26 protein-coding genes and 1 tRNA gene are annotated in these 24,398 nt (G+C 67.6%); 24 read left to right on the top strand and 3 right to left on the bottom strand.

The window, feature by feature from the left end; translation table 11 throughout:
- Positions 1 to 103: 103 nt before the first annotated feature.
- The 3 genes from ACEYYA_RS12140 (at position 104) to ACEYYA_RS12150 (ending at position 3,092) form a co-directional block, all read left to right on the top strand.
- On the top strand, positions 104 to 1,300 hold the full coding sequence (locus ACEYYA_RS12140) for a phosphoglycerate kinase (protein WP_374800993.1): 1,197 nt from the start codon (positions 104 to 106) through the stop codon (positions 1,298 to 1,300).
- Positions 1,290 to 2,090 carry an SDR family NAD(P)-dependent oxidoreductase gene (locus ACEYYA_RS12145; RefSeq protein ID WP_374800995.1) on the top strand — a complete coding sequence of 267 codons (801 nt, stop codon included), beginning with the start codon at positions 1,290 to 1,292 and terminating at the stop codon, positions 2,088 to 2,090. The genes ACEYYA_RS12140 and ACEYYA_RS12145 overlap by 11 nt, the downstream gene beginning before the upstream one ends.
- 72 nt (positions 2,091 to 2,162) lie before the next feature.
- On the top strand, positions 2,163 to 3,092 hold the full coding sequence (locus ACEYYA_RS12150; RefSeq protein ID WP_374800997.1) for a class I fructose-bisphosphate aldolase: 930 nt from the start codon (positions 2,163 to 2,165) through the stop codon (positions 3,090 to 3,092).
- A 441-nt stretch (positions 3,093 to 3,533) separates the two neighbouring features.
- Here ACEYYA_RS12150 and tig read toward each other — a convergent pair whose 3' ends face one another.
- The 3 genes from tig to ACEYYA_RS12165 all read right to left on the bottom strand — a co-directional run bounded on the left by tig (position 3,534) and on the right by ACEYYA_RS12165 (position 6,631).
- Positions 3,534 to 4,868, bottom strand: coding sequence for a trigger factor (tig, locus tag ACEYYA_RS12155; RefSeq protein WP_374800999.1), 1,335 nt, complete (start codon positions 4,866 to 4,868; stop codon positions 3,534 to 3,536).
- Positions 4,869 to 4,891: 23 nt separating this feature from the next.
- Positions 4,892 to 4,976, bottom strand: a tRNA-Leu gene (locus tag ACEYYA_RS12160).
- 89 nt (positions 4,977 to 5,065) lie between these two features.
- Positions 5,066 to 6,631: an NAD(P)H-hydrate dehydratase gene (locus ACEYYA_RS12165; protein ID WP_374801001.1), complete on the bottom strand. Its 1,566-nt coding sequence runs from the start codon at positions 6,629 to 6,631 to the stop codon at positions 5,066 to 5,068.
- Positions 6,632 to 6,783: 152 nt separating this feature from the next.
- Here ACEYYA_RS12165 and ACEYYA_RS12170 point away from each other — a divergent pair, with 152 nt between their 5' ends.
- The 21 genes from ACEYYA_RS12170 (at position 6,784) to cysE (ending at position 24,380) form a co-directional block, all read left to right on the top strand.
- A complete protein-coding gene (locus ACEYYA_RS12170; RefSeq protein ID WP_374801003.1) occupies positions 6,784 to 7,122 on the top strand; it encodes a P-II family nitrogen regulator in 339 nt (112 codons plus the stop codon).
- 39 nt (positions 7,123 to 7,161) lie between these two features.
- Entirely contained in the window at positions 7,162 to 8,571 is a 1,410-nt protein-coding gene (gene glnA / locus ACEYYA_RS12175; RefSeq protein WP_374801005.1) for a type I glutamate--ammonia ligase, read from the top strand.
- Positions 8,572 to 8,862: 291 nt separating this feature from the next.
- A complete protein-coding gene (locus ACEYYA_RS12180) occupies positions 8,863 to 9,237 on the top strand; it encodes a permease (RefSeq protein ID WP_374801007.1) in 375 nt (124 codons plus the stop codon).
- Positions 9,188 to 10,537 (top strand): DNA-packaging protein, encoded by a 1,350-nt coding sequence (locus tag ACEYYA_RS12185; protein WP_374801104.1) that lies wholly within the window; start codon positions 9,188 to 9,190, stop codon positions 10,535 to 10,537. The genes ACEYYA_RS12180 and ACEYYA_RS12185 overlap by 50 nt, the downstream gene beginning before the upstream one ends.
- Positions 10,538 to 10,620: 83 nt before the next feature.
- Positions 10,621 to 11,814, top strand: coding sequence for a phage portal protein (locus ACEYYA_RS12190; protein WP_374801009.1), 1,194 nt, complete (start codon positions 10,621 to 10,623; stop codon positions 11,812 to 11,814).
- The gene (locus ACEYYA_RS12195) at positions 11,807 to 12,040 is read left to right on the top strand and encodes a GTA head formation protein, RCAP_rcc01685 family (RefSeq protein ID WP_374801011.1); all 234 of its coding nucleotides are present in this window, start codon (positions 11,807 to 11,809) and stop codon (positions 12,038 to 12,040) included. Before ACEYYA_RS12190 ends, ACEYYA_RS12195 begins: the two co-directional genes overlap by 8 nt.
- 9 nt (positions 12,041 to 12,049) lie before the next feature.
- Complete coding sequence (locus ACEYYA_RS12200; protein ID WP_374801013.1) at positions 12,050 to 12,634, top strand: HK97 family phage prohead protease; 585 nt, start codon at positions 12,050 to 12,052, stop codon at positions 12,632 to 12,634.
- Positions 12,631 to 13,815, top strand: coding sequence for a phage major capsid protein (locus tag ACEYYA_RS12205; protein WP_374801015.1), 1,185 nt, complete (start codon positions 12,631 to 12,633; stop codon positions 13,813 to 13,815). Before ACEYYA_RS12200 ends, ACEYYA_RS12205 begins: the two co-directional genes overlap by 4 nt.
- A gap of 150 nt (positions 13,816 to 13,965) precedes the next feature.
- On the top strand, positions 13,966 to 14,565 hold the full coding sequence (locus ACEYYA_RS12210) for a head-tail connector protein (protein WP_374801017.1): 600 nt from the start codon (positions 13,966 to 13,968) through the stop codon (positions 14,563 to 14,565).
- Complete coding sequence (locus ACEYYA_RS12215) at positions 14,562 to 14,915, top strand: head-tail adaptor protein (RefSeq protein WP_374801019.1); 354 nt, start codon at positions 14,562 to 14,564, stop codon at positions 14,913 to 14,915. The genes ACEYYA_RS12210 and ACEYYA_RS12215 overlap by 4 nt, the downstream gene beginning before the upstream one ends.
- Positions 14,912 to 15,328, top strand: coding sequence for a DUF3168 domain-containing protein (locus tag ACEYYA_RS12220; protein ID WP_374801021.1), 417 nt, complete (start codon positions 14,912 to 14,914; stop codon positions 15,326 to 15,328). Before ACEYYA_RS12215 ends, ACEYYA_RS12220 begins: the two co-directional genes overlap by 4 nt.
- 2 nt (positions 15,329 to 15,330) lie before the next feature.
- Positions 15,331 to 15,744: a phage major tail protein, TP901-1 family gene (locus tag ACEYYA_RS12225; RefSeq protein WP_374801023.1), complete on the top strand. Its 414-nt coding sequence runs from the start codon at positions 15,331 to 15,333 to the stop codon at positions 15,742 to 15,744.
- Positions 15,744 to 16,076 (top strand): gene transfer agent family protein, encoded by a 333-nt coding sequence (locus tag ACEYYA_RS12230; RefSeq protein WP_374801025.1) that lies wholly within the window; start codon positions 15,744 to 15,746, stop codon positions 16,074 to 16,076. The genes ACEYYA_RS12225 and ACEYYA_RS12230 overlap by 1 nt, the downstream gene beginning before the upstream one ends.
- Positions 16,077 to 16,079: 3 nt before the next feature.
- Positions 16,080 to 16,298, top strand: coding sequence for a rcc01693 family protein (locus ACEYYA_RS12235; RefSeq protein ID WP_374801027.1), 219 nt, complete (start codon positions 16,080 to 16,082; stop codon positions 16,296 to 16,298).
- A complete protein-coding gene (locus tag ACEYYA_RS12240) occupies positions 16,285 to 16,950 on the top strand; it encodes a phage tail tape measure protein (protein ID WP_374801029.1) in 666 nt (221 codons plus the stop codon). Before ACEYYA_RS12235 ends, ACEYYA_RS12240 begins: the two co-directional genes overlap by 14 nt.
- Positions 16,951 to 16,959: 9 nt before the next feature.
- Positions 16,960 to 17,592, top strand: a complete 633-nt coding sequence (locus ACEYYA_RS12245) for a phage distal tail protein, Rcc01695 family (RefSeq protein WP_374801031.1) — start codon at positions 16,960 to 16,962, stop codon at positions 17,590 to 17,592.
- A complete protein-coding gene (locus ACEYYA_RS12250; RefSeq protein WP_374801033.1) occupies positions 17,589 to 18,467 on the top strand; it encodes a DUF2163 domain-containing protein in 879 nt (292 codons plus the stop codon). The genes ACEYYA_RS12245 and ACEYYA_RS12250 overlap by 4 nt, the downstream gene beginning before the upstream one ends.
- A complete protein-coding gene (locus ACEYYA_RS12255; RefSeq protein WP_374801035.1) occupies positions 18,464 to 18,913 on the top strand; it encodes a C40 family peptidase in 450 nt (149 codons plus the stop codon). The genes ACEYYA_RS12250 and ACEYYA_RS12255 overlap by 4 nt, the downstream gene beginning before the upstream one ends.
- 14 nt (positions 18,914 to 18,927) lie before the next feature.
- On the top strand, positions 18,928 to 22,803 hold the full coding sequence (locus ACEYYA_RS12260) for a baseplate multidomain protein megatron (protein ID WP_374801037.1): 3,876 nt from the start codon (positions 18,928 to 18,930) through the stop codon (positions 22,801 to 22,803).
- Positions 22,796 to 23,506, top strand: a complete 711-nt coding sequence (locus tag ACEYYA_RS12265) for a DUF2793 domain-containing protein (protein ID WP_374801039.1) — start codon at positions 22,796 to 22,798, stop codon at positions 23,504 to 23,506. Before ACEYYA_RS12260 ends, ACEYYA_RS12265 begins: the two co-directional genes overlap by 8 nt.
- Positions 23,507 to 23,579: 73 nt before the next feature.
- Positions 23,580 to 24,380, top strand: coding sequence for a serine O-acetyltransferase (gene cysE, locus ACEYYA_RS12270; RefSeq protein WP_374801041.1), 801 nt, complete (start codon positions 23,580 to 23,582; stop codon positions 24,378 to 24,380).
- Positions 24,381 to 24,398 lie beyond the last annotated feature (18 nt).

Raw genomic sequence — 24,398 nt, forward strand, 5'->3', positions numbered from 1 at the left:
TCGGGCGATGCGGCAGAAAACCCGCCGATCTGCGACTTCCGCAGCGTTGACGGGCCGGTGATCCTGGAGTCAAAAGGGCACAACATTTTGACAGGAGTGCCCGATGGCCTGGAAGACGATCGACGACATGGACATGGACGGCAAGGTGGTGCTGGTCCGGGTGGATTTGAACGTGCCGGTCGAGGGCGGCCAGGTCACCGACACCACCCGCATCGACAAGATCGTGCCGACGATCAAGGACATTCAGGCCAAGGGCGGCAAGCCGGTGCTGATGGCGCATTTCGGTCGCCCCAAGGGCGAGGCGAACCCCGAATACAGCCTGCGCCCGATCCTGCCCGCCCTGGAAAGCGCCCTGGGGCAAAGCGTGACCTTTGCCGAGGATTGCATCGGCGCCCCCGCCAAGCGCGCGGTGATGGATATGAAGCCGGGTGATGTCGTGCTGCTGGAAAACACCCGTTTCCACAAGGGCGAGGAAAAGAACGACGAGATGCTGGCCGCCAGTCTGGCTGCCCTGGGTGAGATCTATGTGAACGACGCCTTTTCGGCGGCGCACCGGGCACATGCCTCGACCGAGGGGCTGGCGCGGGTGCTGCCCGCCGCGGCCGGTCGGCTGATGGCGGCCGAGTTGAAGGCGCTGGAGGCAGCCCTTGGCCAGCCCGAACGTCCGGTCTGCGCCGTGGTCGGCGGGGCCAAGGTCTCGACCAAGCTGGATCTTCTGGGCAATCTGGTGGCCAAGGTCGATCATCTGGTGATCGGCGGCGGCATGGCCAACACCTTCCTGGTGGCGCAGGGGATCGACGTCGGCAAATCGCTGGCCGAACGCGACATGGCCGATACCGCGCGCGAGATCCTGGGCAAGGCCGAGGCCGCGGGCTGCACGATCCATCTGCCCATCGACGTGGTGGTGGCGCGCGAGTTCAAGGCCGGTGCCGCGCATGAGGTGGTGCCCGCCGATGCCTGCCCGGCCGACGCGATGATCCTTGATGCTGGCCCCCAGACCGTCGCCTCCATCGCGCGGGTGTTCGAGACCTGCCGCACGCTGATCTGGAACGGCCCGCTGGGCGCCTTTGAAATCGCGCCCTTTGACGCCGCGACCAATGCGGCGGCGGAAAAGGCCGCGGAACTGACCGCCGAGGGCAGCCTGATCTCGGTTGCCGGTGGCGGCGACACGGTGGCGGCGCTGAACAAGGCGGGGGCTGCGGCGCGCTTCAGCTATATCTCGACCGCCGGGGGGGCGTTCCTGGAATGGATGGAGGGCAAGGAGCTGCCCGGCGTCGCGGTGCTGATGGATGACCGCTGATCGCGGCTGGGTGCTGATCACCGGCGCCGGCTCCGGCCTTGGGCTGGAACTGGCGCGGGTGGCGGCGCAGGCTGGCCACCGGCTGATGCTGTCGGATCGCCCCGGCAGCGGCATCGCTGCGACCGGCGCGGTTTTGTCGGCGGAGGCGGGCGTGGTGGTGGCCACGCATGAGGTGGACCTGGCCGATCCCGGCGGCACCGACGATCTGTGGCAGGCGGCAGCAGGCTGTCGCCCGCTGGCGGCGGTGATCGCCAATGCGGGGCTTGGCCGGTCGGGGATGATCGGTGACGATCAGGGCGGCGGCTGGCCGCGCGAGGCCGAGGTGATCGGCGTCAACATCACCGCGCTGACCCGGCTGGTGGGGCTGGCGGCGGGGGTGATGCGCGCGCAGGGGGCGGGGCGGATCATGACGGTGGCCTCGATCGCGGCCTGGGGTCCGGCGCCGGGGCTGGCCAGCTATCATGCGTCAAAAGCCTATGTGCTGTCGCTAAGCCATGCCTTGCGCGACGAATTGCGCGGCAGCGGCGTCAGCGTGACGGCTTTGTGCCCCGGCCCGATGCGCACCCGTTTCTTTGACCGCGCGGGCGTTGGCGCGGTGCGGCTTTTGGCGCTGCATCCGGTAGTCGGGGCCGATGCGGTGGCGCGGGCCGGATGGGCGGCGATGATGGCGGGCCGGGCGGTGCTGATCCCCGGCTGGCGCAACCGCCTGACCGTCTGGGCCACACATCTGGGGCCAAAGACCATCGTGGCCCGCGTGACCGGCTGGCTGTGGCGAAAACGCGACCGTTAGCGACACCAATGTTGTCGGCGCGCTGCGCTGCGGCTAAACCGCCCCTATCATTCTTATGTCGGAGGGCAGCCCATGCGCGCGTCGAAGATCGTTCAGAAAATCCTTGCCAATTACGAGGGTGAAACCCCCGGCGTGAAGGCCAACCTGTGCCGGATGCTGATGGAGGGCAAGCTGGGCGGCACCGGCAAGATGATCATCCTGCCGGTGGATCAGGGCTTTGAACATGGCCCGGCGCGCAGCTTTGGCCCGAACGCCGCGGGCTATGATCCGCATTATCATTACCAGCTGGCGATCGACGCGGGCCTGTCGGCCTATGCCGCGCCGCTGGGTCCGCTGGAGGCGGGCGCCGACACCTTCGCCGGGCAGATCCCGACGATTCTGAAGGTCAACAGCGCCAACAGCCTGATGTCGGACACGGCGGGCAAGAACCAGGCGGTGACCGCCTCGGTCGATGATGCGCTGCGTCTGGGCTGCGCGGCCATCGGCTTCACCATCTATCCCGGTTCCGACATGGCGCTGGACATGTTCGAGGAAATCGTCGAGATGCGCCGCGAGGCCGCCAGCAAGGGCGTGGCGACCGTGATCTGGTCCTATCCGCGCGGCGAGGCTGTGACCAAGGATGGCGAAACGGCGATCGACGTGGGCGCCTATGCCGCCCATATCGCGGCGCTTTTGGGCGCGCATATCATCAAGATCAAGCTGTCGACCGACCACCTGATGCAGGGTGAGGCGAAGAAGGTCTATGACAAGGAAAAGATTGATATTTCCGACCTGACCGCGCGGGTGAAGCATTGCGTGCAGGCCAGTTTCAACGGCCGTCGCCTGATCGTGTTCTCGGGCGGGGCGGCCAAGGGCGCCGATGCCGTGTATGACGACGCGCGCGCCATCCGCGATGGCGGCGGCAACGGGTCGATCATCGGCCGCAACAGCTTCCAACGCTCGCGCGAGGATGCGCTGGCGATGCTGGGCAAGCTGGTCGATATCTACAAGGGCAAGGCCTGAGGAGAAGCCGGGGGCTTTGCCCCCGGACCCCCAGCGTATTTGGTCAAGAAAGAAAGGGCGGGGCGGTTGTCCCGCCTTTTTTGCTGCGCCGGGTCAGGCGGGCAGCGTCAACTGGCGGCTGCCGGCGACGCCCGGGTGACGCCGTTGCCGCGACATGTTCCGGCCATGTCGAACAGATCGGGCGTCACCATCCGGCCCCGAACCATCGCGTCGATCGGCGGGATCCGGCAGAGAGCGCAGGCCGGTCATGGGGGCGCGGTCGGTCGGCGCTGGGACGCGTGGCTGGCCTTGATCGAGGCCCGTTGCGGTCATCGCTGCCACGGCTTTCGCTGCGCAGGCGGCTTGGGGGCGCCGAGGTCGCGGCGCTGACCGCCCCGTTGGTCTAAGACGAAAAAGGCCGCCCCGAAGGGCGGCCTTTCGATCAGCCGGACTGGCCGGTGATCACATTTCGTCCAAAGCCTCGATGGCTTTTTCCAGATCGTCCTTGGAGACCGACTTGTCGCTGACCTTTGCCAGGCCCAGGATGTGATCCACCACCTTGTCTTCGTAGATCGGCGCCCGAAGCTGCTGCTGCATCTGCGGGTTCTTCTGAACGAATTCAAAGAACTGGCGTTCCTGGCCCGGATATTGGCGGGCCTGCATCATCACCGCCTGGGTCATTTCCGCATCGGTCACGGCGACATCGGCCTTGGTGCCGATATCGGCCAGAAGCAGGCCCAGACGCACGCGGCGTTCGGCCAGTTTCTTGTGCTCATCGGTGGTTTCGATGTTGCCGTGGTTGTGGTCGTGAACCTCGGGGTGTTCCTCATGCCACAGCGAATGGGCGATCTGATGGGCTTCGGCCTCGACCAGGCTGGGGGGCAGGTCGAAGCTGACGGCCTTGTCCAGCTCATCCAGCAGCGCGCGCTTCAGCACGGCGCGGGCCGCACCCTTGTATTCGGCGCCGATGCGGTCCTTGACCTGGGCCTTCAGCCCGTCCAGATCCTCGGCGCCGAAACGCTTGGCCAGATCGTCGTTCAGCTCGGCCTTGGCGGGGGCCTTGACCTCATGCACGGTGCATTCGAACACGGCTTCCTTGCCGGCCAGATGCTGCGCGCCATATTCGGCGGGGAAGCTGACGGTCACGTCAACCTTGTCGCCGGCCTTCGCGCCGATCAGCTGGTCTTCAAAGCCGGGGATGAAGCTGCCCGAACCCAGTTCCAGCGGATAGCCTTCGCCTGCGCCGCCTTCAAAGGCTTCGCCGTCGATGCGGCCGATGAAGTCGATCACGACCTGATCGCCGGACTTGGCCTTGGTGCCTTTCTTCTTGGCCTCAAAGGTTTTCGCGCCTTCAGCCAGGCGGTCCAGCGCCTCGGTCACGGCGGTTTCCTCGGGTTCGACGACCAGGCGTTCCAGTTTCAGGCTGGCGGCGTCGAAATCGGGGATCGCGGGCAGGGCTTCATAAGAGACGTTGACGATCAGGTCGTCGCCCTCTTTCCAGGTTTCGCCGCCGTCCATTTCGACCTTGGGCTGCATCGCCGGGCGGTCGCCGGTCTTTTCGAAATGGCCCTGCAACGCGGTGTCGATGGCTTCCTGCATCGCATCGCCCAGGACGCGCTGACCGAACTGCTTGCGCAGCATGGCCATCGGCACCTTGCCCTTGCGGAAGCCCTTGATCTCGACCTCGGGCTGGATCTCGTTCAGCTTGGCGGTGACCTGCGCGTCCAGTTCGGCGGCGGGCAGGGTGATCTTGTAGCCGCGTTTGAGGCCTTCGTTCAGGGTCTCGGTGACCTGCATGGGCGTTTCCTTTTCATTCATCGTGGTGCGGGTGGAGGGACTTGAACCCCCACGCCTTGCGGCGCCAGAACCTAAATCTGGTGCGTCTGCCAATTTCGCCACACCCGCATGTTCAAAGACACCCCCCGGGCCGGGGGACGCCAAATCCGCGCCGTTCTAGCAAGGTTGCGGGGGCGATGCGAGTGGCAAAATGCGCCCTAAAGCCCAAGGGCGCGCAGGACCGCCGGGATCTGGTCGGGCAGGTCTTCGGCGATCAGGCCGGGGCCGAAGGCGCGGGCGGCGGCGGCGTGCATCCAGGCGCCTTGGGCTGCGGCCTCTGACACCGGACAGCCCCGGGCCAGCAGGCCAGTGATGATCCCGGCGAGCACGTCGCCCGATCCGGCGGTGGCCAGCCAGGGGGCGGCGTCGGCATAGACGGCGGCATTGATCTGCGTCGCGCCATCGGGCGCGGCGATGATCGTCGCGGGGCCTTTCAGCAGCACGGTGCAGCCCGCGCGGGCGGCGGCCGCGCGGGTCGCGGCAAGGCTGTCGCACAGGTTGAGATCGGGGAACAGCCGCGCGAATTCGCCCGCATGGGGCGTCAGCACGCAATCGGGGTGCAGCGCGGCAAACAGCCGGTCGGGGGCATCGGCAAAGGCGGTCAGCGCATCGGCATCCAGAACCGTCGCGCGGCGCGCGGCCAAGGCGATCGGCAGCAGATCGCGGGCGCGGTCCAGCCCAAGGCCGGGGCCAAGGGCAAGCGCGGTGATGCGGCGGTCGTCCAGCAGCGCGGCCAGGGTGTCGGCGGTGTCCACCTCGCGCAACATCACCGCATCCAGCCGCGCGGCGTTTTCGGTCAGCGCGGCACCGGGGCAGGCCAGCGTCACCAGCCCGGCGCCGATGCGCAAGGCCGCCCGCGCCGCCATCCGCGCCGCGCCCCCGCGACCTGGACCGCCCGACAGGATCAGCGCGTGGCCGTGATCGTATTTGTGGCCTTCGGTCTTTGACAGACGGTGTCTGTTTGCGGTCGCCAGGTAAATGGGACGCCGCAGTGACGGATCGGGGTGCTGGGCAAGGGGTGCGTTGAACAACCCCAGTTCCACCACCGCCAGATCACCGCACAGCTCGGGGCCTTCGGCCAGATAATGCCCCGGTTTGGCGGTGTGAAACGTCACGGTCAGATCGGACACGACCGGGCAGTAATCGTTGCGGGCCTGCCCGGTGTCGGCATCCAGCCAGCTTGGCACATCGACCGCGACGATATGATCGATCCCCGGTGAGTTCGGGCCGCAAAATATATTGCCTGCGGCCTCTTCGATCGCCATCAGCAGGCCGTCAAGCCCCGTCAACATGCCGCGCCCGCCGGTGCCGAACAGCGCATCCACAAGCACGTCGCATTGAAAGAACGCCCGGTCGGGTATCAGCGGCGTGACCGGTCCGATGGCGCGCCAGCGGTCGTGATTGGTGCGCGCATCGGCAGGAAGGCGGGCGGGATCGCCAAGGGCGTAAACCTGAACATCCCATCCGCGATTGGCCAGCAGTCGCGCCACCACATAGCCATCGCCGCCATTGTTGCCCGGACCGCACAGGACCACAGCGCGGCTGCGCAGGTCGGCCCGTTCGGGCGGCGTGAAAAGCTGCGGCCATTTCGTTTCAATGGCCCCCACCACACCCGCGCCCGCGCGCTCCATCAGCTCCAGCCCGGTGACGGCGCCCTTGGCGATCGCGGCCTGTTCCACCGCGCGCATCTGGGCGCAGGTCAGAATCTCGTTGTGCCAGGTCATCCGATTCACCTTTGCCGGTTTTTGCGCCGCTTTGCCTAATTTTCAGGCAGTCACGCCGGGAACGCCGCCCGCTGCCGTGCAGCGCAACCCTAACGCATGGACGCCGCGGCGCGGAAGTGCTGATTGGGATCAGCAGAACCGGAGGGCCGCGCATGAAAAAGATCGAAGCGATCATCAAGCCGTTCAAGCTGGATGAGGTGAAGGAGGCCCTGCAAGAGGTGGGCATCCAGGGCCTTTCGGTGATCGAGGTCAAGGGTTTTGGCCGCCAGAAGGGCCATACCGAACTGTATCGCGGTGCCGAATATGTCGTCGATTTCCTGCCCAAGGTGAAGATTGAGGCGGTCGTGGCCGACGATCAGGTCGAAGCCGCGATCGAGGCGATCATCGCCGCCGCGCGCACCGAAAAGATCGGGGACGGCAAGATCTTTGTCAGCCCCATCGAGCAGGCGATCCGCATCCGCACCGGCGAAACCGGCGACGACGCCGTGTGATCGCACCCGCATCAGAATACCAACGAAAGGCCATATGACATGAGCAAGGTCAAAGACGCCCTGAAGCTGATCAAGGATGAGGAGGTCGCCTATGTCGACGTCCGATTCACCGATCCCAAGGGCAAGCTGCAACACGTCACGCTGGACGTCGATCTGGTCGATGAGGACTGGTTCGAGGAAGGCTTCATGTTCGATGGGTCGTCCATCGCCGGGTGGAAGTCGATCGACCAGTCGGACATGAAACTGATGCCCGATGCGTCCAGCGTCTATATCGACCCGTTCTATGCCGAAAAGACCCTGTGCATCCATTGCAACGTGGTCGAGCCGGACACCGGCGAGCCCTATCCCCGCGATCCGCGCGGCACCGCCGTCAAGGCCGAGGCCTATCTGAAGTCGTCGGGCATTGGCGATGCCTTCTATTGCGGACCGGAAGCCGAGTTCTTCATCTTTGACGACGTGCGCTATTCGGTGACCCCGCAAAAGGTGGCCTATCAGATCGACGCCCATGCGGCGGCCTGGAACACCGATACCGAATATGAAATGGGCAACCAGGCGCATCGTGCGGGCTTCAAGGGCGGCTATTTCCCGGTGAACCCGATCGACGAAGCGCAGGATCTGCGCGGCGAAATGCTGTCGACGATGAAGCGCATGGGCATCAAGGTCGACAAGCACCACCACGAGGTTGCCACCTGCCAGCACGAGCTGGGGATGATCTTCGGCGGGCTGGTCGAACAGGCCGACAATATCCAGAAATACAAATATGTCATCCACAACGTCGCCGCCGCCTATGGCAAGAGCGTGACGTTCATGCCCAAGCCCATGAAGGGCGACAACGGGTCGGGGATGCATGTCAACATGTCGATCTGGAAGGGCGGCAAGCCCTTGTTCGCAGGCGACAAATATGCCGATCTGAGCCAGGAAGCTTTGTGGTTCATCGGCGGCATCCTGAAGCATGCCAAGGCGCTGAACGCGCTGACGAACCCCAGCACGAACAGCTATAAGCGGCTGATTCCGGGCTTTGAGGCGCCGGTGCTGCGCGCCTATTCGGCCCGCAACCGGTCGGGCTGCGTCCGTATTCCGTGGACCGAATCGCCCAAGGCCAAGCGCGTGGAAGCCCGCTTCCCCGATCCGTCGGCCAACCCCTATCTGTGCTTTGCCGCGCTGCTGATGGCGGGGCTGGACGGGATTCGCAACAAGATCGACCCCGGCCCGGCGTCCGACAAGGATCTGTACGATCTGCCGCCCGAAGAACTGGCCGAAATCCCGACCGTCTGCGGTTCCCTGCGCGAGGCGCTGGAAGAGCTGGAGAAGGACATGGACTTCCTGCTGGCGGGCGATGTCTTCACCCGCGATCAGTTGATGGCCTATATCAAGCTGAAATGGGAAGAGGTCTATGCCTATGAGCATACCCCGCATCCCATTGAATATGCGATGTATTATTCCTGCTGATCGGCAGCGGCACGAGCTTGGGGGGCGCCTGCGGGCGCCCCTTTTTCATGGCGGCTGCCATGGTGTTGCGATTTCGCGCGATCGTGCGCGCAAGGCGTTAACCATTTGATAATCATAAACTTCTTGACCCTGCGCACGGTCTGATGTATTCCTTGTGACATGCTAGGAGAAGTGGGCAAGCGGCCGGGGACGACCCCAGGGCCGCTTTTTCATTTCAGCTCGTGCGGACAGGCATGAGAGGCGGGTTCACAGTCAATGAATGCAAGATTTGACCCGAAGGGGGCAGAGCCGGTGCCGGGCGTTCCGGGGCTGGCGATGACGGACGGGCCGGGGGAGGCGATCCTTTTGCCCGATGGCGCACCGGCGGCAGGCCCGCAGGTGCCCAGTCTGACAGTGGCGGAGGCGCTGTTCGGTGCCGCCGCATCGGAAATGACGCGACTGCTGCGACGGCTGGAGGCGGGCGATGCGATCCGCCCGAAAGAGGCATCCGATGCCGCCGCAGAGACGCGCAAGGCGCTGGAGCGTTTGCAGGATGAACGAAGCCGTGTTGAACAACTTCGCCGCAACCTGGCGGGAGCCGTCGGGGGAGGCCAGCTTGACCTGGGCGCCGCGCGCGATGAAATCGGGCGCCGCCTGGCTTGTCTCCGCCACGCCCGCGGAGATTGACGATTTCCTGGGCGGGCTGTCGGAAAACGCGCTGCTGTCGCTGCCGTGGATTTTCGACTTCTGGGCCTTGCCGCATCAGTTGCCGCCCGAAGGCGACTGGAAAAGTTGGGTCATCATGGGCGGTCGCGGTGCGGGCAAGACGCGCGCCGGGGCGGAATGGGTGCGCGCGCAGGTGGAGGGCGCGGGGCCGCTGGATGCGGGGCGCTGCAAGCGGGTGGCGCTGATTGGCGAGACATTCGATCAGGCGCGCGAGGTCATGGTGATGGGCGAAAGCGGGATCCTGGCCTGCTCGCCCCCCGATCGCCGCCCGGTGTGGGAGGCGACGCGCCGGCGGCTGGTCTGGCCCAATGGCGCGACCGCGACGGTCTACAGCGCGCATGAGCCAGAGGCCCTGCGAGGCCCGCAATTCGACGCGGCCTGGGTCGATGAGCTGGCGAAATGGCGCAAGGCCGAGGAGACCTGGGACATGCTGCAATTCGCGTTGCGTCTGGGGGCGCATCCGCAGCAGGTCATCACCACCACGCCGCGCAATGTGGCGACGCTGAAGGCCATCCTGAAAAACCCCTCGACCGTGGTGACCCATGCCCCGACCGAGGCCAACCGCGCCTATCTGGCCGACAGCTTCCTGGCCGAGGTCGAGGCGCGTTATGCGGGCACACGGTTGGGCCGACAGGAACTGGAGGGGCAGTTGCTGGAGGATGCCGAAGGGGCCTTGTGGGCGACCGCGGGGCTGGAGGCGTGCCGGGTGGATGATCTGCCCGCGCTGGACCGGGTGGTGGTCGCGGTCGATCCGGCGGTGACCGGGCATTCGGGGTCGGACGAATGCGGCATCGTGGTGGTCGGCGCGGTCACGCGCGGCGCGCCGCAGGATTGGCGCGCCTATGTCATCGCCGATGCGACCGTCACGGGCGCCAGCCCGGCGGAATGGGCGCGGGCGGCGATTGCGGCGGCGGATCGGCATGGCGCCGACCGGATCGTGGCCGAGGTCAACCAAGGCGGCGATCTGGTCGAGCAGGTGTTGCGGCAGGTCGATCCCCTGGTGCCGTTTCGCGCGGTGCGGGCCAGCCGGGGCAAGGCGGTGCGCGCCGAGCCGGTGGCGGCGCTTTATGAGCAGGGCCGCGTGCATCACCTGCGCCGCGCCGATCTGGGCGCGCTGGAGGATCAGATGTGCCGCATGACCAACCGCGGGTTCGAGGGGCGCGGCAGCCCCGACCGGCTGGACGCGCTGGTCTGGGCGATCAGCGCGCTGATGCTGGAACCGTCGCAGGCGTTCCGGCGCCCGCAGATGCGGTCGCTTTAGGCGCGTTCACAAGGTTAGGGGCGGGCAGGGCCGGAGGTGACACCCCGGCCTTTGTCGTTGCCCCGCCAATCAAGGAGATGAGGATGGCGTTTCAGTTTTTCCGCAGCCAAAGGCCGGCGGCCCCGGTTGGCCCGCCCGAGGCCAAGGCAAGTGCCACGGGCCGGGTGGTGGCGCTGGCGGCCGGGTCGGGCCGCGTGGTCTGGTCGCCGCGCGACACCGCCAGCCTGACGCGGGCCGGCTTCATGGGCAATCCGGTCGGCTTTCGCGCGGTCAAGGTGATCGCGGAATCGGCGGCGGCGCTGCCGGTGCTGTGCCAGGACCGGGTGCGGCGCTATGAGGTGCATCCGCTGATCGACCTGCTGCGGCGCCCGAATGCGGGCCAGGGCCGGGCCGAGTTGTTCGAGGCTTTGTATGGCCAGATCCTGCTGAGCGGCAACGGCTATGTCGAGGCGGTGGGCGGCGGTGGCCTGCCGGTCGAGCTGCATGTGCTGCGGTCGGACCGGATGTCGATCGTGCCGGGCGCGGATGGCTGGCCGGTGGCCTATGACTATGCGGTGGGAGGGCGCAAGCACCGCTTCGACATGACCGGCGATGCCGATCCGATCTGCCACATCAAGGCCTTTCACCCGCAGGATGACCATTACGGGCTGTCGCCGTTGCAGGCCGCCGCGACCGCGGTGGACGTCCACAACAGCGCAAGCGCCTGGTCAAAGGCGCTGCTGGACAATGCCGCGCGGCCCTCGGGTGCCATCGTCTATCAGGGCAGCGACGGGCAGGGCACGCTGAGCGCCGATCAATATGACCGGCTGGTCAGCGAGATGGAGATGCACCACCAGGGCGCGCGCAACGCCGGGCGGCCGATGCTGCTGGAGGGGGGGCTGGACTGGAAGCCGATGGGCTTCAGCCCCGCTGATATGGAGTTCCACGAGACCAAGCTGGCCGCCGCGCGCGAGATCGCCTTGGCCTTTGGCGTGCCGCCGATGCTGATCGGCATCCCCGGCGAGGCGACCTATGCCAATTACCAGGAGGCCAACCGCGCGTTTTTCCGGCTGACGGTGCTGCCGCTGGCCAGCCGTGTGCTGGCGGCGATTGGCGACTGGCTGTCGGCCCATCTGGGCGAGGCGGTCGATCTGCGGGTCGATCTGGATCAGGTGCCGGCGCTGGCGGGCGAGCGGGACGCGGCCTGGCTGCGGATCGGACAGGCCGCTTTCCTGAGCGATGCGGAAAAGCGCGCGCTGCTGGGCCTGCCGCCGCTGGAGGTGGGCGGGCATGGCTGACGGCGGGTCGCGGTTTCTGAAAGAGCCGTTCGATTATCACGACCAGAGGTTCGCCTCGGTCGAGCGGATCATGGGGTTGCAGTTCCAGCAGGTCGACCGCCGGCTGGAGCGCATCGAGGCGCTGATCGAGGGATTGGAAAAGCGGCTGTGGATGACGGTTTACGGCGTGGTTGCCGTGATCCTGACCCAGGCCGTGCAGTCGATCCTGAACTATGCGCCGCATTGAGGAGGGTTCATGCAGGTATCGGAACTGGGACTTGAGGTGAAGTTCAGCGGCCCCGGCCATCCGGTCGCGCTGAGCGAGGGCGCGGCGGGCGCAGGCGGCGCGGTGATCGAGGGCTATGCCAGCCTGTTCGGGATTGCCGATCAGGGGGGCGATGTCGTGGCACGCGGTGCTTACGGCGCCAGTCTGAAGCGGCTGGCGGCCAGCACGCGGCGCGTGAAGATGCTGTGGCAGCATGACGCGACCGCGCCCATCGGCGTCTGGGACGAGATCCGCGAGGACGACAAGGGCCTGTGGGTCAAGGGTCGCCTGCTGCCCGAGGTCGCCCGCGCCCGCGAGGCCGAGGCGCTGCTGCGGGCCGGGGCCATCGACGGGCTGTCGATCGGCTATCGCGCGGTGGCGGCGGAACGCGATGCCAAGGGCCGCCGCGTGCTCGCCGAGATCGACCTTTGGGAAGTGTCGCTGGTGACCTTCCCGATGCTGCCCGAGGCGCGCGTCGCCGCGAAATCGGGGGATGCCGGGGCGGCGCTGATGGCGCTGGCCGGGATGATGAGGGCCGCGACGGCGGCGATGCAACAGAAGGGGACAGGGCCATGAGCGAGGCCGGCAGCTTTTCCGACATCGGTGGGGGGCTGGCTGACGCCCGCACCGCCATCGGTGACTTTCTGAACGAGTTCAAGACCTTTCAGGGCAAACTGGATGCCCGTTTTCAACAGCAGGATGAACGCATGAGCCTGATCGACCGCAAGATGATGATGACCCGCGCCCGCCCCGCCCTGGCCGCGAGTGCCGAGACCGAAGCCCCGCATCAGAAGGCGATGGCGGCCTATCTGCGGTCGGGCGATGACGATGGCCTGCGGGGTCTGGTGATCGAGGCCAAGGGCCTGAACAGCCAGGTCGCCGCCGAAGGTGGTTACCTGGTCGACCCCGCCACCGCCGACACCGTGCGTGGCGTCTTGATGACGACGGCCAGCCTGCGTCAGGTCGCCAATGTGGTGAATGTCGAGGCCAGCAGCTATGACGTGCTGGTCGATCACACCGAGATGGGCTCGGGCTGGGCCAGCGAGACGGCGGCGGTGACCGAGACCGGCAGCCCGCAGATCGACCGCATCAGCATCGCTTTGCATGAGCTGTCGGCGATGCCGAAGGCCAGCCAGCGGCTGCTGGATGACGCCGCATTCGACATCGAAAGCTGGCTGGCGGGGCGGATCGCGGATCGCTTTGCCCGGGCTGAGGCGGCGGCCTTTATCCGCGGCGATGGCGTCGACAAGCCCAAGGGCTTCCTGGCGCATCCGGCGGTGGCCAATGCGTCATGGACCTGGGGCAAGCTGGGCTATGTCGCCACCGGCGCGGCGGGCGATTTCGCCAGCACCAATGCCAGCGATGCCATCGTCGATCTGGTTTACGCGCTGAATGCCGAATACCGCGCCAATGCGAGCTTCGTCATGAACTCGAAAACCGCGGGTGCGGTGCGCAAGATGAAGGATGCCGATGGGCGTTTCCTGTGGACCGACGGGTTGCAGGCGGGTGAGCCCGCGCGGCTGATGGGCTATCCGGTGCTGATCGCCGAGGACATGCCCGACATTGCCGAGGGCGCCACGGCCATCGCCTTTGGCGATTTCCGCAACGGCTATACGATTGCCGAACGCCCCGATCTGCGGGTGCTGCGTGACCCCTTCAGCGCCAAGCCGCATGTGCTGTTCTATGCCACCAAGCGCGTGGGCGGCGATGTCAGCGACTTTGCGGCGATCAAGCTGCTGAAATTCGCCACGCTGTAAGGGCGCGGTGATGCGGGGACCGGGCGACCGGTTCGCGCGGACGGGGCGGACGGGCGGCTGTTCCTAGCCGTTCCCTGTCCGAGCGCAGCGCGCCCGGACCGCCCCGTTGCGCCCCTTTGGGGCAGGTTTCAGCAGGTCGTGGAGGCACCGATGATGGTGATCGAGGAGGGCGCGCTGGCTGCGGCGGCGCTGCCCATTCAGGAATTGCGTGACCAGCTGCGGCTGGGGGGCGCGGATGGCGGCACGGCCGATGGCCTTTTGGGCACGCATCTTCGCGCGGCGATGGCCGCAATCGAGGCGCGCACCGGCAAGGTGCTGATCGCGCGCCGGTTTCGCTGGCGGTTCGCGGGCTGGCGGGATGCGGATGGCCAGCCCTTGCCGCTGGCACCGGTGGCCCAGGTGCATGAGGTCGCGGTGATCGCGGGCGACGGCACGCGGCACGTCGTCGATCCGGCGCGCTGGCGGCTGGTCGCCGATCTGCACCGCCCGCGCGTCAGTGGCCGTGGCGGCGCGCTGCCGGCGGTGGATGACGATGGCTTTGTCGAGATCGACTTTACCGCCGGTTTTGCAACCCAGTGGGATCAGGTGCCGCCCGATCTGCGGCACGCGGTCATGCTGTTGGCGGCGCGCTATCATGAGGATCGCGTCGAGGGCGGGCAGGGGCAGGCGGCGGCGCTGCCGTTTGGCGTCTCGGCGCTGATCGAGCGGTTCCGGTCGGTCCGCATCCTGGGCGGCAGGGGGCGGCGATGAGCGGGGCGCAGGTCAATCGCGTTCGGCTGAACCGGGCGCTGCTGCTGGAGGCGCGCGAGCGGCGCGCCGACGGCATGGGCGGCTTCGCCGAGGCTTGGGTGGCGCGCGGCACGGTCTGGGCCGAGGTCGCGCCGGGCACGGGCCGGGTGACGGGGGGCGAGTTTCACGCGACCGCCGCCACCCCCTATCGCATCACGCTGCGGGCGGTGCCGGTCGGCCATCCGCTGCGGCCCGCGCCCGCCCAGCGGCTGCGTGAGGGCGCGCGGCAGTTCCGCATCCTGGCGGTCTCGGAGGGCGATACGCGCGGGCTGTATCTGGTGATCTCGGCAGTCGAGGAGGTGGTGGCATGAGCTATGCGGCAGCCGCGGCGCTTCAGGCGGCGGTGTTTCAGCGGCTTCGCGGATCGGCGGTGCTGGCGGGGCTGGTGGGTGACGCGATCCATGACGCGCTGCCCGAGGGCACGCCGGGTGGCACCTGGCTGGCCATCGGCCCCGAGGATGTCAAGGACGCCAGCGACATGACAGGTGATGGCGCCGAACATGAGTTCACCGTTTCGGTAGTGACCGATCAGGCGGGGTTTCAGGCCGCCAAGGCGGTGGCCGTCGCGGTGTCGGACGCGCTGGTCGACGCGCCCTTGTTGCTGGCGCGGGGGCGGTTGGTCGGTCTGCATTTCCTGCGGGCCAAGGCGCGGCGGGTCGAGGCGGGGCAGGCGCGCCGCATCGACCTGAGCTTTCGCGCGCGGATTGATTTTCAAGGGGACTGAAGATGGCTGCACAGAATGGCAAAGACCTGCTGATCAAGGTTGATCTGACCGGCGGCGGGCAATTTGAAACCATCGCGGGTCTGCGGGCCACGCGGATCAGCTTCAACGCCGAGACGGTCGATGTGACCAGTCTGGAAAGCGCCGGGGGCTGGCGCGAGCTGCTGGGCGGGGCTGGCGTCAAATCGGCGCAGCTGTCGGGATCGGGCGTGTTCAAGGACGCCGCCACCGACGCCCGCGCCCGGCAGATCTTTTTCGACGGCGAGGTGCCGCAATTCCAGGTCATCATCCCCGATTTCGGCGTGATCGAGGGGCCGTTCATGGTGACGGCGATCGACTATGCCGGCAGCCACAACGGCGAGGCGACCTATGAACTGGCCATGGCCTCGGCCGGGGCGCTGAGCTTTGTGGTGCTGTGATGGTCAATCCGCATCGGGGTGAGGTGGAAATCTGGCTGAACGGCGCGCCGGTGACGGCCCGGCTGACGCTGGGGGCGCTGGCCGAACTGGAGGCCGAGATGCAGGCCGGGGGCATGGTCGATCTGGTGGAACGCTTCGAGGCGGGGCGGTTTTCCACGCGCGACGTGCTGGCGCTGATCGTCGCGGGGCTGCGCGGCGGTGGCTGGAAGGGCGGCTTTGACGATCTGTTGGCGGTCGAGGTGGGCGATGGTCGGGCCAGCGGCCCGGTCGTTGCCGCGCGACTGGCGGCGGCGCTGCTGGCGCGGGCCTTCGGGCCTGGCGCGGGGGGCTGAGCCATGGCGGGCGGGCTGGATTGGCCCGGCCTGATGCGGGCCGGCATCGGGGGCCTGGGGCTGGACCCCGACCGGTTCTGGGCGCTGACCCCGGCGGAACTGGCGCTGATGCTGGGTCTGTCGGGGGCCGAGGCCGCGCCGATGGATCGCAATCGCCTGGCGGCACTGGCTGCCGCCTGGCCCGATCAGGTGACACGGGAGACGATCGATGTGGGAAGCTGACCGGCCCGATGCGGGCATGGGTGATGAGGCGGCGCGGCTGGAACGATCACTTGCGGCGGCGGCGCAGATGAGCGCCAGTTTCAGCGCCGAGCTGGACGGAATGCGGCACAGCATGACCTTTGCCAGCCGCGAAGTCGCGGCGATGGGCACCAGCTTTGGCGGCAGCCTGCGGCGGGCCTTCGACGGGGTGGCGTTCGACGGCGCCAAGCTGTCGGACGCGCTGAAGGGGGTGGCGCGGTCGATGGCCGACACCGTTTATGCCATCGCCATGAAGCCGGTGCAGGACGCGCTTGGCGGGGCTGTCGCGGGCAGCATGAACGGGCTTTTGTCGGGCGCGATGCCCTTTGCTGCGGGGGGCGCGTTCGCGCAGGGCCGGGTGATGCCCTTTGCCCGCGGCGGCGTGGTGGCCAGCCCCACGACCTTTCCGATGCGCGGCGGGACCGGGCTGATGGGCGAGGCCGGGCCAGAGGCGATCATGCCGCTGGCGCGCGGACCCGATGGTCGCCTGGGTGTGCGCGGCGCGGGTGGCGGGCGCGCCGTCAGCGTGACGGTGAACGTGCAAACCCCCGATGTCGCGGGATTTTCGCGTAGCCAAAGCCAGATCGCCGCCCAGATCAACCGCGCCCTGTCGCGCGGCGACCGCAACCGCTGAGGTTTCATCATGGCCTTTCACGAAATCCGCTTTCCCGCCAACCTGTCCTTCGGATCGGTCGGCGGCCCCGAACGGCGCACCGAGATCGTCGAATTGCAGAACGGTTTCGAGGAGCGCAACACCCCCTGGGCCGACAGCCGCCGCCGCTATGACGCGGGTGTCGGCCTGCGCAGCCTGGACGACGTCGAGGCGCTGATCGGCTTTTTCGAGGCACGCCAGGGCCAGCTGCACGGCTTTCGCTGGAAGGACTGGTCGGATTACAAAAGCGGGCTGCCCTCGCGCCCCGTGCAGTTCGAGGATCAGTTGATCGGCGTGGGTGACGGGCGGACGACGACGTTTCAACTGGTCAAGACCTATACCTCGGGTCCGGGGCGGTATCAGCGGCGCATCCTGAAGCCGGTGCGCGGCACGGTGGTGGTGGGTGTCGAGCGCGAGCGGCTGCAAGAGGCAGAGCATTTCCAGGTGGATGACACCACCGGTCTCGTGACCTTCGTGACCGCCCCGCCTGAGGGTGCGGAGGTTCATGCAGGGTTCGAGTTCGATGTTCCGGTGCGGTTCGATACCGACCGGGTGATGGTCTCGGTCGCGTCGTTTCAGGCGGGCGACATGCCGCAGGTTCCGGTGCTGGAGGTGCGGCTGTGAGCGACGATCTTCAGGCACATCTGGCGGGCGGCGTCACCACGGTGGCGCGGGCCTGGGCGGTGGCGCGGCGCGATGGCCCGGTGCTGGGCTTTACCGATCACGACCGGGCGCTGCGCTTCGATGGCGTCGACTTTGCCGCCGATGCCGGGCTGACCGCGCGCGCCTTTGAACAGGCGACGGGTCTGTCGGTCGACAATACCGAGGCCGCGGGCGTGCTGTCAGCGGAGGCAATCACCGAGGCCGACATCGCGGCGGGTCGCTATGACGGCGCCGAGGTGACTGTCTGGCAGGTGAACTGGGCCGATGTGGCGCAACGCCGGGTGATCTTTCGCGGCCATCTGGGCGAGGTGACGCGGCGTGGCGGCGGCTTCACGGCCGAGCTGCGTGGCCTTGCCGACGCGCTGAACCGCGAGCAGGGGCGGATCTATCACCCACGCTGCGCCGCCGTGCTTGGCGATGGTCAGTGCCGGGCGCGGTTGGATCAGCCGGGCATGGCCACAGAGGCGGTCATCGCCAGTGTCGAGGGCAACCGGATCATCGAGCTCGACGAGCTGGGCGGCTTTGATGATGGCTGGTTCACGGGTGGGCGCGTCGAGGTGGTCGAGGGCCAGGCAGCCGGTCTGTCGGGCCTGGTGCGGGGCGATCAACGGTTGCCCGATGGTCGCCATCGGCTTGAGATGTGGCAGGCCATCGGCGCGCCGCTGATGGCCGGCGAGCGTCTGCGGCTCTGGCCCGGCTGTGATAAATCCGCCGAAACCTGTCGCCTGAAGTTCAACAATTTCATGAACTTTCGCGGCTTTCCGCATATTCCGGGCGAGGATTGGCTGATGGCCTCGCCCGCGCAGGCGCCAGATCGCGCACGGGGTGGCGCATGAGCGGCGGCGTTGACGGGGCCAAGGTGGTGGCACTGGCGCGGGGCTGGATCGGCACGCCCTATCTGCATCAGGCGGCGTCGCGCCAGATCGGCTGCGACTGCCTGGGGCTGATCCGGGGGCTGTGGCGCGAGCTTTACGGGGCCGAGCCAGAGGCAGTGCCCGCCTACACCCCCGATTGGGCCGAAGCGGGGGGCGACGAAAAGCTGTGGGCCGCCGGGCTGCGGCATCTGCTGCCCTGCGGTGACGGCGTGCCGCTGATGCCGGGGCAGGTGCTGCTGTTTCGGATGCGACCCGGCGCGATTGCCAAACATCTGGGCCTGGCCAGTCAGCCGGGCCGCTTCATCCATGCCTATGACCGCTGCGGCGTGATCGAGACGGCGCTGACGTCGGGCTGGTCGCGGCGCATCGTCGCGCGCTTTGCCTTTCCGGCCGGGCGGGGGCTTTAACGAAGGGGTTTTCCATGGCGACCATCCTGTTGTCGGCTGCCGGTGCAATGATCGGCGGCGGCTTTGGCGGCACCATCCTGGGCCTGTCGGGTGCGGTCATCGGCCGCGCTGTCGGGGCCACCGTTGGCCGGATGATCGACCAGCGGCTGCTGGGCGGCGGATCGCGCGTCGTCGAGACCGGGCGCATCGACCGGCTGCGTCTGACCGGCGCATCCGAGGGCACGCCGGTCGCGCGTCTGTGGGGGCGGATGCGGCTGCCGGGTCAGGTAATCTGGGCCGGCCCGTTCGAGGAGACGGTGACGACCCGTGGCGGCAAGGGCGCGCCGCGACCGAGGATGAGCGAGCACAGCTATACTGTCAGCCTGGCGATTGCCCTGTGCGAGGGCGAGGCCAGCGATATCGCGCGGATCTGGGCCGATGGCGTCGAGATCAACCCCGACGATCTGAACCTGCGCTTTTATCCCGGTTCCGAGACGCAGGAGCCGGACGCCTTGATCGAGGCGGTCGCGGGCCAGGGGCGTGCGCCCGCCTATCGCGGGATCGCCTATGTGGTGATCGAGGATCTGGCCTTGGCAGCCTTTGGCAATCGCGTTCCGCAATTCACCTTTGAGGTGCTGCGGCCTGCCGCGGGCACCGGTAGCGCGGGCGCCATGGTGCGGGGTGTCGCGCTGATCCCCGGCACCGGCGAATATGCGCTGGCGACAACGCCCGTGCAGATCGACAAGGGGTTGGGGCAGGCGGTCAGCCTGAACCAGCACAGCCCGCTGGGGCGGACGGATCTGGCGGCCTCGCTGGTGCAGATGCGGGGCCAGTTGCCGAATTGCCGGTCGGTCTCGCTGGTGGTCAGCTGGTTCGGCAATGATCTGCGCTGCGGCGAGTGCCGCGTGCAACCCAAGGTCGAACAGCGCGAGCAGGATGCGGCGGCGATGCCGTGGGCAGTAAGCGGGCTGGCACGCGCGATGGCAGGGCAGGTCACGCAGCGCGATGGCGCGCCGATCTATGGCGGCACGCCCGCCGATGCCGCCGTGATCGAGGGGATCCGGGCGCTGAAGGCCGCGGGGCAGAATGTGATGTTCTATCCGTTTATCCTGATGGAGCAGGTGGCGGGCAATCGCCTGCCGGACCCTTATGGCGGCGATGAACAGCCGGTGATGCCGTGGCGGGGGCGGATCACAGCCAGCGTCGCGCCAGGCCACGCCGGATCGCCCGATGGCACAGCGGCGGTCGAGGCCGAGGTTGCCGCGTTCATGGGCGCCGTTCAGCCGCAGGATTTCAGCGCCGATCCCGACGGGCGTATCACCTGCGCGCGCCCAGACGACTGGGGCTATCGCCGTATGGTGCTGCATTACGCGCATCTTTGCGCGCAAGCGGGGGGTGTCGGCGCGTTCTGCATCGGTTCGGAAATGGTGGGGCTGACGACCCTGCGCGGGCCGGGGAACAGCTTTCCGGCAGTCACCGCCTTGCGGCAGTTGGCAGCCGATTGCCGCGCAGTTCTGGGGCCAAGCTGCAAGATCGGCTATGCGGCGGACTGGAGCGAATATTTCGGCTACCGCCCCGGTAATGGCGACGTGCTTTTCCATCTTGATCCGCTGTGGGCCGATCCGCAGATCGACTTTGTGGGGATCGACAATTACCTTCCCCTGTCGGACTGGCGCGAGGGCGACGCGCATCTGGATGCGGCCGCGGGATCGGTTCATGCGCCGGATTATCTGGCGGGCCAGGTCGAGGGTGGCGAGTATTTCGACTGGTTCTATGCCGACCCGGCGCATCGCGCGGCGCAGATCCGCACGCCCATCCGTGATGATGCGCATGGTGAGGACTGGATCTGGCGCAGCAAGGACCTGCGAGGCTGGTGGTCGCATGAGCATCACGACCGTGTGGGTGGCGTGAGGGGGCCGCGCACGGCCTGGCGGCCGGGCATGAAGCCGATCTGGTTCACCGAACTGGGCTGCGCGGCGATCGACAAGGGCACCAATCAGCCCAACAAGTTCATCGATCGCTTCAGCTCGGAATCGTCGCTGCCGTATTTCTCGACCGGGCAACGCGATGATCTGATGCAGATGCAGTACCTTCGCGCGGTTCTGGGCCATTGGGGCAAGGCCGAGAACAACCCGGTTTCGGCGATCTATGGCGGCCCGATGATCGACCTTGCCCGCGCCCATGTCTGGGCCTGGGACGCGCGGCCGTTTCCGCAGTTTCCGGGGCTGGCCGATCTTTGGTCGGATGGCCCAGCCTATGCCCGCGGGCATTGGCTGAACGGGCGGGCGGGCAATCAGCATATGGCTGATGTCGTGGCCGAGATCTGCCGCGTCGCGGGTGTCGAAGCGGACGTCAGCGGCCTTGACGGCGTGGTGCGTGGCTATCTGGGGATGGGTGGGGAAACCGGTCGGGCGCTGTTGCAGCCGCTGATGGTGGCGCACGGCTTCGATGCGATCGAGCGCGACGGGCGGCTGATCTTTCGGTCGCGCCATGGTCGGGTTGCGGCGCGGCTCGACCCGTCCCAGGCGGCGGTGACGGATCAGGGCGGAGCGGTCGCGCTGACCCGGCAGTCCGAGACCGACATGATCGGGCGGGTGCGGCTGAGCTTTGTCGAGGCCGAGGGCGATTACCGCAACCGCGCGGTCGAGGCGATCCTGCCCGATGAGCGGATGAGCGGGGTTGCGCAGACCGAATTGGTGATGGCGCTGACCCAGGGCGAGGCGCGGCACATGGCGCATCGCTGGCTGGCCGAGGCGCGGCTGGCGCAGGACAGCGTGAAGGTGAGCCTGCCGCCGTCACTGTCGCATCTGGGTGCGGGCGATGTCGTGGCGCTGGAGGATGACCTTTACCGGCTGGATCACGCCATGTCGGCGGGCGCGGTCACGTTGGAGGGCACGCGGATCGAACCCGCGCTTTACCGTGCGGGGCATGAGGCCGATAAGCCGGAGGCGGTGACCGCGTTCACCCCCGCCGTCCCGGTCTTTCCGCTGTTTCTGGACCTGCCCTTGATCCGCGGCGACGAGGTTGCCCATGCCCCGCATGTGGTGGCGACAGCGACGCCCTGGCCCGGCAGCGTCGCGGTGTTCGCGAGTGCCGAGGCCGATGGCGGCTATGGGTTGAACAGGCTGATCCCGATGCGGGCGCAGATCGGACGCAGCCTTGAGCCGCTGGCGGCGGCGCGACCGGGAATGATCGACCGCGGCCCGGCGCTGAGGGTGGAGATGCCGGGCGGCGCGTTGGCCTCGACCACCGAGGCGGGGTTGCTGAGCGGCGCCAATCTGATGGCAATCGGGGATGGCAGCAGCGACCGGTGGGAGCTTTTCCAGTTCCGCGATGCCACGCCTTTGGGTGGTGGGGTCTGGTCGATCGCGCAGCGCCTGCGCGGTCAGGCGGGGACGGATTGCACGATGCCCGCCATCTGGCCCGAGGGATCGCTGGTCGTGCTGATGAACGCGGCGGCAGTGCAGCTTGACCTGCCGCTGTCGGCTGTGGGGATGGCCCAGCATTACCGGATCGGCAGCGCGCGCAGGCCTTGGGATGATCCGTCCTTCGTGGCGCGCACGCAGGCTTTCGCGGGGATCGGGCTGCGTCCCTATGCCCCGTGTCACCTGCGCCTGGCTGCCCTGCCTGGCGGCGGGCGTCGTGTCACTTGGACGCGCCGGACGCGACTGCGCGGCGATACATGGGAGGCGGCCGAAGTGCCTTTGGCCGAGGCGGCCGAGGCCTATCTGCTGCGGGTCGTCCAGGCGGGTGTCATTCGCCATGAGGTGACGGTGACCAGCCCGCGTTGCGATCTGTCGGCAGAGCTGATCCGGTCGCTGGCAGGCCAACCCGATGTCGAGATCTTGATTGCCCAGATGTCCGACCTGTTCGGTCCGGGCGCTTTTGCAAGGATGGTGCTGCATGTCTGAAACGAGCCGTTTGAACCTGCCGCTGCTGATGCCTGCGCAGGCACAGAAACACGTGACCGTGAACGAGGCCCTGTCGCGTCTGGACGCGGCGGTGAACCTGGTCCTTGTGACGCTGGACCTGACCACGCCGCCCGAGGCCGTGGCCGAAGGATTGGCCTATGGGGTGCCGTCGGGCGCGGTCAACGACTGGGCCGGGCACGAGGGGCAGATCGCCGTGGGCCAGAACGGCGGCTGGATTTTCCTGACGCCGCGTGCAGGTTGGCGCGCGCAGATTGCCGATCGCGGCGTCGGCGCGATCCACGATGGCCTTGGCTGGCAGGTCGGCGCGCTGAGCCTGTCGCCGCATGGCGCAGGGCTGCTGTGTGGCGTTGCCGAACACCTGCATGAGCTGATGCCAGGCACCGAGAACAGCACCGCCTGGGCGCTGCCCGGCCCGGCGATGATCGTCGGGGTGACGGCGCGGGTCGTGACCAGCATCACCGGCACGCTGACCGGATGGTCGTTGGGAATGCCTGGCGCGCCGGCGCGGTTCGGGCAGGGACTGGGCAAGGATGGCGGCAGTTGGTGCCGGGGCCTGTTGGGGGCGCCGACGACGTTCTGGTCGCCCGAGCCGCTGGTGCTGACAGCCGAGGGCGGCGCGTTCAGTGGCGGTTCGGTCCGCATCGCGGTGCATTACCTGGAACTGGCGCTGCCGCGTGATTAGGGCGCCGCGCGTGGCGGGTGGTCAAAGCCCGCCATGCGCGCTAGGTCATTGGCATCCCATGCCGGAGGTGCCGATGAGCGTCGCGACCCAGATCCGAACCCATGACCCACTGTGGCGCGCGCTGTGCCATGAGGCCGAGGCGGCCGTGCGTGACGAGCCGCTGCTGGGCGCGCTGATCCATGCGGGGCTGCTGCACCATCGTAGCCTGGAAAGCGCCCTGGCTTACCGATTTTCGCTGAAGCTCGCCTCGGGTGAGATGAGCGAGCAGATCCTGCGGGAAATCGCCGATGAGGCCTATGCCAGCGATCCCAGCCTGGGCGATGCGGCGCGCGCCGATCTGGCGGCGGTCTATGACCGCGATCCGGCCTGCCACCGCTATCTGCAGCCGGTCCTGTTCTTCAAGGGCTATCAGGCATTGCAGGCCTATCGCCTGGGGCACTGGCTATGGCGTCAGGGTCGGCGTGATCTGTCTTACTTCGTGCAGATGCGGACATCCGAGGCGTTCGGCGTCGACATCCATCCGGCGGCACGGATCGGAAGGGGCGTGATGATCGACCACGCCCATTCCATCGTGATCGGGGAAACCGCGGTTGTCGGTGACAATGTGTCGATGCTGCATTCGGTGACCCTGGGTGGCACCGGCAAGGAGGACGGCGACCGCCATCCGAAGATCGGTGATGGCGTGCTGATCGGGGCGGGGGCGAAGATCCTGGGCAATATTCGCGTGGGCGATCATTCGCGTATCGCGGCGGGGTCGGTCGTGCTGGAGGAAGTGCCGCCCTGCAAGACCGTTGCCGGTGTTCCGGCGCGCGTCGTCGGCGAGGCCGGCTGCGACGAACCGGCGCTGTCGATGAACCATCTGCTTGGCAACTGATTGATTATGAAAGAACCG

The sequence above is a fragment of the Paracoccus zhouxuedongae genome (assembly GCF_041927815.1).
In the GTDB taxonomy this organism is placed as follows: Bacteria; Pseudomonadota; Alphaproteobacteria; order Rhodobacterales; family Rhodobacteraceae; genus Paracoccus.